The organism is Longimicrobium sp. (assembly GCF_036387355.1).
Classification (GTDB): domain Bacteria; phylum Gemmatimonadota; class Gemmatimonadetes; order Longimicrobiales; family Longimicrobiaceae; genus Longimicrobium.
Map to the genome: position 1 here is coordinate 1 of NZ_DASVTX010000505.1, position 8602 is coordinate 8602.

General features: G+C 67.6%; 6 protein-coding genes. 4 read left to right on the forward strand and 2 right to left on the reverse strand.

The genetic code is table 11. From position 1 onward, the window contains the following. Positions 1–569: 569 nt before the first annotated feature. Entirely contained in the window at positions 570–1814 is a 1245-nt protein-coding gene (locus VF665_RS21965) for an MFS transporter (RefSeq protein WP_331055617.1), read from the forward strand. A 1697-nt stretch (positions 1815–3511) separates the two neighbouring features. On the opposite strand, the gene VF665_RS21970 is transcribed toward VF665_RS21965, so the two are convergent. After that, positions 3512–4852, reverse strand: a complete 1341-nt coding sequence (locus tag VF665_RS21970) for a S8 family serine peptidase (protein WP_331055618.1) — start codon at positions 4850–4852, stop codon at positions 3512–3514. Between the two features lie 35 nt (positions 4853–4887). Then, a complete protein-coding gene (locus VF665_RS21975; RefSeq protein ID WP_331055619.1) occupies positions 4888–5343 on the reverse strand; it encodes a hypothetical protein in 456 nt (151 codons plus the stop codon). A gap of 633 nt (positions 5344–5976) precedes the next feature. Between VF665_RS21975 and VF665_RS21980 the strand changes: the two genes are divergently transcribed. From VF665_RS21980 to VF665_RS21990, 3 genes are all read left to right on the forward strand, one after another. Next, positions 5977–6657: a TetR/AcrR family transcriptional regulator gene (locus VF665_RS21980; RefSeq protein ID WP_331055620.1), complete on the forward strand. Its 681-nt coding sequence runs from the start codon at positions 5977–5979 to the stop codon at positions 6655–6657. Further along, complete coding sequence (locus VF665_RS21985; RefSeq protein ID WP_331055621.1) at positions 6650–7975, forward strand: TolC family protein; 1326 nt, start codon at positions 6650–6652, stop codon at positions 7973–7975. Before VF665_RS21980 ends, VF665_RS21985 begins: the two co-directional genes overlap by 8 nt. Before the next feature lie 18 nt (positions 7976–7993). Continuing rightward, positions 7994–8602, forward strand: a 609-nt coding sequence (locus tag VF665_RS21990) for an HlyD family secretion protein (protein ID WP_331055622.1), incomplete at its 3' end; no start/stop codon positions are given.

Below are 8602 nucleotides of genomic sequence, written 5' to 3' on the forward strand. Positions count from 1 at the left end.
GCGCGAGCGGTTGCTGCCGGCACGACGTAAACGAGTTTCACAGGTCGCTCGGCTACAATGCTTTATAGTTCAAAGTTAACGCTTATGGGGGCCGGGGGAGGGGCCCGCGCGCAGCGCGACGCCGTTTGCACCCGACCCCCACCTGAGCGGATGAATCCGCCGCTCGAACAGCGGTAAGCCCCGACTCGTGGCCGCTGTCGCGCCCACGATCGGGGCTTCAACCGACCCGGCGCACGGCCCTGGCGACGCGCGCCAAACCATGCCCCGCGCCGAACGGCTCCCCCTCGCCCACCTGCGGGAGCGGGGTTGAGGGCGGAAGGACCGCCCGCAGCATGCGCCAACCCTCGCCCGACGCGCCATACCGCCGTTGGGGTGTGCCCCCTCTCCCACATCTGTTCGTGGGAGAGGGTGGCGAGCTTTAGCGAGTCGGGTGAGGGCCACCCCGTCCGCCGCGCCGAACCTTTTCATCACGCCTCCGCATCCGCCGCCGAAACGTGCCGCATCAATCCCCATCCCCACCCCCATCCGCCCCGCAAACCGACGCCGACCCGCGGCGGTGGCGGGCGCTGGTGCTGCTGGCCATCGCCGAACTGCTGGGGATGTCGCTGTGGTTCAGCGCGAGCGCGGTGTCGCCGCGGCTGCAGGCGCTCTGGCACCTCACCGACGCGCAGGCGGGGTGGCTTACCGGCGCCGTGCAGCTGGGCTTTGTGGCCGGCACCGCCATCGCCGCGCTGCTGAACCTGGCGGATCTCATCCCCAGCCGCGCCTACTTCGCCGTTTCCGCGCTGCTGGCGGCCGGGGCGAACGCCGCGCTCACCCTGGCCGACGGCTACGGGCAGGCGGTGGCGCTCCGCTTCGCGACGGGCATGCTGCTGGCCGGCGTGTATCCGCCCGCCATGAAGATGGTTTCCACCTGGTTCCGCTCCGCGCGCGGGCTGGCGATCGGCACCGTGGTGGGCGCGCTGACGGTGGGCAAGGCGATGCCCTACCTGCTGCGCGCCTTTCCCTCGCTGGATTGGCCGCAGGTGGTGCTCACCGCGTCCGTGGGCGCCGTGATCGCCGCGCTGCTCGTGGCCGCGACGTACCGGGACGGGCCGTATCCGTTCGCGCGGCGTCGGTTTTCATGGGGGCTGCTGGGGGACGTGGCACGCAGCCGGCCGGCGCGGCTGGCCATCGGCGGCTACCTGGGCCACATGTGGGAGCTGTACGCCATGTGGGTGGCGGTGCCAATCTTTTTTTCGGAATTCTTTCTCGCCCGGGGCGCGTCCGAGGTGCGCGCCGGCGCGCTGTCCGGCAGCGTCGCCTTTGCGGTAATCGCCGTGGGTGCGGTCGGCTCCGTGCTGGCGGGGCGGTGGGCGGATCGGCTGGGTCGTGAGCGGATCACCATCTGGTCGATGGCGGTGAGCGGGGCGTGTGCGCTGCTGATGGGATGGCTGTTCGCCGCGCCTGCGTGGCTGGTCGTAACGGTAGGACTGATCTGGGGTTTCTCGGTCGTTGCTGATTCCGCCCAGTTCAGCGCGGTCGTCACCGAGGTTGCCCCGGAGCACGCCGTCGGCACCGCCTTGACTCTGCAGACCGCGCTGGGGTTCCTGCTGACCTCCATGACCATCGCCGCGGTTCCGCACCTGCGCGATACGGGCGGGTGGCCGCTCGCGTTCGGCATCTTGGCGGTCGGCCCCGGCCTTGGGATCGGGGCGATGCACAGGCTGAAAAAGCACAAAGACATAGCCAGCCACAAGCAGGAGCCCGGCTCTTGCGACAGGGACCGTGACAGATCAGATCGGCACGCCTGGGCCGATAAGACGCGGGCCTGAAGCGGCGGCGGGATCGGGGTTCTGTTCCCATCCTCTTATGTACTCCCGCGCGGTTGTTTGGTCGTTCCGCGCTGCGTTGTCATTGCCGAGGCGGGTGAAGCCGCGACATGCTTTCGTCACTCTACGGCCATCTGTTCTTCCAGTCGAGGAACCTTCGCCTCGCCAAAGAGTGCTCCCGAGCGCCGCAGCCACAGCGGCAGCACTCATCGAGATAACGAGTGCATAGTACCAACACTCATAAAACCGTACGAGGATAGTTCCCATTCCGCCGCCCCGACCCCCAGGCTCGCGCCGCCTGCAATGCAACGGGTTACGTAGAGCCTGCCCGGGGCCAGCAACCACGACGGAGAGCTGATCGTCCGGCTTCCCGGGTTCATCTGTGCGCTGCCACGCGAAACGAGGCGAGACCAAGAACTTCGTGGAGGAGAGTGCTCGCGCGGAACCGGCGCAACCGGCGGCGTTCGCATCGGAGCCGCACGCGGGGCCAGGGCGATTTACGTGAAGCAGCGTACCGCGTCCCTGAGTGGATCGATCAGGAACTGTAGTTCCGCAAAGAAACAGGAGGTGTCATGAACCCCGCTCACGGATTCAGGGGACGCTCTGGTGAGGTCCAGAGAGGCGCGGACGTTGGATCGTGCGGGGGGAGATGACAGCCGGCTAAAGACTGGCCATCGTTTGACATTGGTGAATTGATAAAGGAAAGGGGGCACCCGCCCTGCGGGTGCCCCCTTTCCACTGACTGCCGAGCCCCCGGTGGACCGGATGCTCGGCGAAGCTGGGTGGAATAAACCTGTTCAGGTGCTGTCGCAGCGTCGACCGGTGTTGGTTACGGTCGCGACCTGCCTTCCGTCGTAGCTGACCCGCAGCGCCCTGGTCAGCGGCGCGGTGTAGCTCGTCCAGCCTCCTACCGACGGCGCCGGAAACATGTCTGCTCTCGCTGGTGCCACTCGCCGTTAAGGTAACAAGGGTCAGCACCAAACGAGCGTTGGTGTGATTCTGAACCCGGAACCTGTTCCCACAAACGTAATCGACCCGAAGACGCGAGAAATCTACCTGGGGTGGAATTTCCGGGTCTATCACGGACCGCGCGCATCGCGCCAGGTTTTCACCAAGGCTGACTCTCCGCTCAGCTGTCCCGTGTTCCGTTCGGGGGAACCGCTCGTCAAACGTGCCCAGAGTCACACGGCAAAAAGCGGGAGACGGTTCGCGGCTCCGCGGAGAGTGAGCAGCGCCTGGTCATGGTCGGGTCGGAGCGGTAAGGCTCGTGTCCAGAACGACGCCGTCCGGGCGGTTCCCGTCTCGCCGGTGCTCTACGACGATGTGTGTTGTCCCCCCGATTCCATCCAGCATGGCTGCATAGGTATACGGGTCAGTCCTGAACGCGCAGTTCGAAGAACTCCGCTCTGACGTAACCAGTACCCGGATGGCATCGCCTTGCCGCCGCGCGTAGCCCTTCACCCGGTCCCCCGCGCACGGAGTCTCATAGTACCCGCGGACCACGAGGCCCGTGCCTTCGAGGCCGGCCGTCGTCGGCGGAGGAGCGTGTGGCCTAGGAGCTCCCGGGTTGAACACGATGGTGTCGAGCAACACCGGAGCCACCTCGAAGCGCATGGCGACGTCTGGTCCCGTCGAGCCCTCGCAGGCTGCGCCCACCAGAGCGAGGAGGATGGCCCCTAGTCTTCTATTCATGGTAAGCTTCAGGTGGAGCAAGGAATGTTCTTTGTTCCTGACACGATTGGGGAGCACGTGCTGGCAGTGCCCGAAGGTTGGACCGTGATGGTCTTCTCGGCTTCCAAGCCCCTCGCGTCAATGACTCGAAGCTTGAGTTGGAACGAGGTCGTCCCGACCGGGCCCGTATACGAGGGACCGGTGAAAACGTTCTCGTTGCGTATCCACTCGTAGCGGAACGGGGCCAGGCCCCCAGCCGGGACTGCGCTCCACGTGTATGTGCCACCAAACGCCGGCGTGACGGGACCGTTTATAGAGACGGTGAGCGGCAAGATGTTCCGGATCGCCGCTTCCGCATCGAGGGTCCGCAGGGCTCCTGTTGCTGTACTGATCAACCGCAGTCTCGCCTGTGCGGCGGTCATACCCGGGTTTGACGCCCGAAGCAGGCCCGCGATCCCGGCCGCCGTCGCCGTCGCCGCAGAAGTCCCAGCGCTGAGCCCATATCCTGCCGGAACACAGTACGTCGATCCCGGGCAGGACGCCTTCAGCGTTCTTCCATAGGTTGTGGCCACGACGGACGAGTACTGGTCTACGCCGTCCCGGTTACCGTACCCGTCGATCCCGCCAACTCCCAAGGCGAAGCTGTACTTGGCGAGAGTGATGTCCGCTTGCGTGGAGTTATTCGCAACAGCCGCCAATATTAGTATATCGTGGTCCGTGTACGCTCGGTAGAGGGCGTCTAGCAACATGGGTGATGCGTCGGTTCCGAACGACAGCGACAGTACCTTTACTCCGTCCGCGGCAGCGTAGTCGAGGGCTCGTATCATATCGTCGTCCTCCAGGCAGAAGGGCTCCTCGGATCCATAGAAGAAGCCGCAGTGCCACTCGGCTCGAAGGTGAGTGTTGAACGCCACCTTCATGCTCAAGGTGTAGCCTTCAGGCATGATGCCCACAGCGCCAAAGCCATTCTGGTTTGCACCGACGAGACCCACCATCTCTGTGCCGTGGCCATGGTCGTCGTATGCGTACCCTGAGCCGAACGTCCCCGGACTTCCCTCGATGTCGTCCACGAACCCAAGCGCCCGGATCCCACTCGATGAGTATGGAATCGTAGTAAGGTCCCGGGCATCCTCGTGGTACGTTCCGCTCCCTGCCCACCCGGCCAAGCCACTGTCCAGGACTCCCACTTTGACCCCAGCCCCACGCGAGTACGCCCACGCCTGCGGAACGCGATGGAACTGGTGCTTGTAATCGAGTTCGGCATCGTCGACGATGCTCAGTGCTGCTGGCCGATTCCGAGAGGAAAATGCCTGGCCGACATGGAGCGTATTCGGCGCCAGGTACTCCACCGCGGGGTGGTGAAGCAGCACGTTCAGTGCTGGTACCAGCGCCTCATGGGGGACTTTCAGGCGCAAGAACGCCATAGCGCGGCCTTGATAGGTACTTCCGCTCCCTGGGCCTGAAGAGCTGAGAGAAGACCGTTCAGCGCGCCACCCGGGCGGCTAAATGGCTCTATCGTGTGCCGCGCTTCCTGCCCTTGTTGCGGGCGCGGAAGACCGATTACGAGCTGGCCGGGCATCCCCATCTGCGTGAAGACGGATGCGCTTCTGGGAGCGACTCGAGGGTCTTTGAGCCAGACGAGCAGCTCGTCTCCAGTTCCGATCTCCCGAAATCGGGTGGCGAGTGCCGTGGGATCGTCGGTGATCAGATCCCGTCCACTGGCGTTGTGTAGCGCGACGGCGTTCGGGCTCTCGGCTGTTTCCGGTGCGAGCGGCGTTTCGCTGTCGCTGCAGGCGACCGCTGCCACCGCGAACAGGGTGGCCGCGGCGGCCGTGCATGAGGTACTGAAGCGGCGGGTCACTGGATGCTGTGCTGTTGAGGATTGCTGCCTGGAAGACCGAAAGCATCTCGGCTGGGGGGGTACAACGACGAAGGCGGCTCGTCGATCTGAGCCGCCCCGTGTAGAAACGTTGCTATACGGCGGCCGAAAGTACCTCGGCGCTCAATCCGCGTCAACCTTTGCAGGTCCGGCATCAATCGCCTGGTAGCCCGGCCCGATCCGATCCCGCTCAGGGCTGAATCCGTCTAACCTCTTCTCTCCTGAGCTCAGCGGCACGGACTCAGGCCTGCTCAATCGAATATGGTAAGCATCGGGTACTTCGCGTCGCGATCGCGTGAGCACAATCACGATGTTGCGGTCCCGTACCTTCCGGATGAAAGCGTCCGTTTCGATGGGCTCAGGCTCCCAGCAGGCCATGATTCCAGAGTTCGGAATGAGCTGCTGGATACTGCGTGCCCAGCCACGGAGCTGTACCCATGTAGACGGTCGTGAGCCTGTTTTTGTGGATCTGTTCGCCGCGGCGGAGCCTGGCCGGGCAGATGGGTGTGACAACACGCACGATTTCCATAATCCACAAACCTGGTTACATCAGACCATTGATTTGAGGATCAAACGCATTATATTACCGACTGGTCAGTTACTACGGAGACAACGATGAACGCCAGCGACACCACACCCCAGAGCGAATCCGAGACGCCTCCCCGCTGGCGGCGGCGCAGCGACGCGCGCCCCGGCGAGATCGTGGAGGCCGCGCTGGAGCTGTTCGTCACCAAGGGGTTCACCGCCACCCGCATGGACGAGATCGCGCGGGCGGCCGGGGTCACCAAAGGGACGCTGTACCTGTATTTCCCCAGCAAGGAAGACCTGTTTCGCGCGGTGGTGCACGAGACGGTGGTGCCGCGGCTGGAGATGGGCGAGCGGCTGGTGGCCGGGCACACCGGGCCCGCGGCGGACCTGCTGCGCGCCCTGGTGCACGCGTGGTGGGAAAAGATCGGCGACTCGCGGCTTTCGTACATGGCCAAGCTGATGACGGCGGAGTCGGCCAACTTTCCCGAGCTCACCCGCTACTACGTGGAAGAAGTGGTGCTGCGCGCCCGCCGCATCTTTGCTTCGGCGCTGCGCCGAGGCATCGAGAGCGGAGAGTTCCGCGGCGACCTTCCGCTGCACGACGCCGCGCGGCTGGTGCTGGCGCCGCTGGTTCAGGGCGCGGCATACCGGCACTCCATGCTGGCGTTTGACCCGGAGCCGCTGGAAATGACGACGTACCTGGATCTGCACATGGACATCTTTCTTCGCGGCATCGCGAAGACGGCGGAGACGGAGACCGATGCGTAAGACGATATTCCTGGCCATGCTGGCCGTTCTTCCCCACGCCGCGCGGGCGCAGGACACGCCCCCCGTGGCGCTTTCCCTGGCCCGGGCCGTGGCCGTGGCGGCCGACACCGCGCCGGCGGTGCGCATCGCCGAGCTTCGCACCGCCGAGGCGCAGGCCCGCGTGGCGCAGGCCCGCGGCAGCCTGCTGCCCAGCGTGAGCGCCGCCGCCGGCGTGGTGGACCAGACGCGCAACCGCAACACCTTCGGCATCTCGTTCCCCTCGGCGCCGGGCACCACCACGCCGGACCGCATCGGTCCGTACGACGTGTACGACGCGCGCGTGCGCGTGGCGGCGCCCGTGTACGACCCGGCGGGCATTGCGCGGGTGCGGGTGCAGCGCGCCGCCGTGGCCGGGAGCGAGGCCGAGCGCGCCGCCGCGGCGGAGGGCGCCCGCCAGCGCGCCGCCCTGGCGTACGTGCGCGCCGAGCGCGCGCAGGCGGCGGTGAGCGCCCGCATGGAAGACGTTCGCCTCGCGGAAGAGCTGGTGGAGCTGGCCCGGGCACAGCTGGACCGCGGCGTGGCGGCGGGGATCGACGTGGTGCGCGCGCAGACCCAGGTGGCGGCGGCGCGCGGCCTGTTGTCCGTCGCCCGCAACCAGGCCGCGCAGGCGCAGGTGGAGCTGGCCCGCGCGCTGGGCGTTGACCCGGCCACCCGCTTTGCCCTTACGGACACGCTGGCCACGGACGGCGTGCACCCCGGCGCCCCGGCCGCGGACGCCGCGGTGGAAACGGCGCTGGCCCGCCGCCCCGAGCTGCAGGCCGAGGAAGCCCGCCTTCGCGCGGCGCAGGCGGGGAGCCGCGCGCTGTGGGCCGAGCGCCTGCCGCGCGTGGACGTGCTGGCCGACTACGGCTACTCCGGCGTGCAGCCCACGGACGGCATCGCGACGTACCAGGTGGGGGTGCAGGTGTCCGTGCCCGTGTGGGACGGCAACCGCCGCGGCGCGCGCGAGGCCGAGCAGTCCGCCGTGGCCGCCGAAGCCGGCGTGCGCTCCGCCGACGTGCGCGGGCAGGTGGCGGCCGAGGTGCGCTCCGCCCTGCTGGACGTGTCCAGCGCGGGCGAGCAGACCGAGATCGCCGCGGACCGCCTGCGGCTTGCGCAGGAGGAGCTTTCGCAGGCCCGCGAGCGCTTTGCCAACGGCATCGCCGGCAACATCGAAGTCATCAACGCCCAGCAGTCGCTCGTCCGCGCCCGGGACGCCGTGATCGACGCGGGCTTCGCCACCGCCGCCGCCCGCGTTGCCTTGGCGCGCGCGACGGGCACCACCGACACGCTCCGCTAACCGACCCCGGAGACACGCATGAGCAGCAGCACCGCCAATCAGCCCGCCGCCCCGGAGGCGGCCCCCGCCGCGCCGCCGGCCCCGGCCCGCAAGCGGCCCGTCCTTCCCATCGTCCTGACGCTGGTGCTCGTGCTGGCCGGCTGGTTCGGGTGGAAGTGGTGGAACGGCCGGGCGTACGAAAGCACCGACAACGCGCAGGTGGAGGGGCACATTACCCCGGTCCTGCCGCGCACCGGCGGCTACGTGGCCGAGGTGCGGGTGACGGAAAACCAGGAAGTGAAGGCCGGCGACCTGCTGGTGCGGCTGGACGACCGCGACCTGCGCGCCAAGCTGCAGCAGGCCGAGGGCGAGATGGCGGCGCTGCTGGCCCAGGCCGGGGACGACGGCACCGGCGGGCAGGCGGACGCGCAGGCCGACGCCCAGCGCGCCGTGGCCGCCGCGGCCGCCGCATCGGTGGCGCAGGCGGTGGCCAATGCCGACCGTGCCCGCGCCGACCTGGCGCGCCTGCGCCCGCTGGCGGAGCGCAACATCATCTCGCGGCAGCAGCTGGACGCCGCCGTGGCCGCGTCGCGCGCCGCCGACGCCCAGGTGACCGCCGCGCGCGAGAACGCCGCGGCCGCGGGGAGC

Coding starts and splice junctions, on each gene's coding strand:
- VF665_RS21980 (WP_331055620.1), top strand. CDS start 5,977: ATGAACGCCAGCGACACCACACCCCAGAGCGAATCCGAGACGCCTCCC.
- VF665_RS21985 (WP_331055621.1), top strand. CDS start 6,650: ATGCGTAAGACGATATTCCTGGCCATGCTGGCCGTTCTTCCCCACGCC.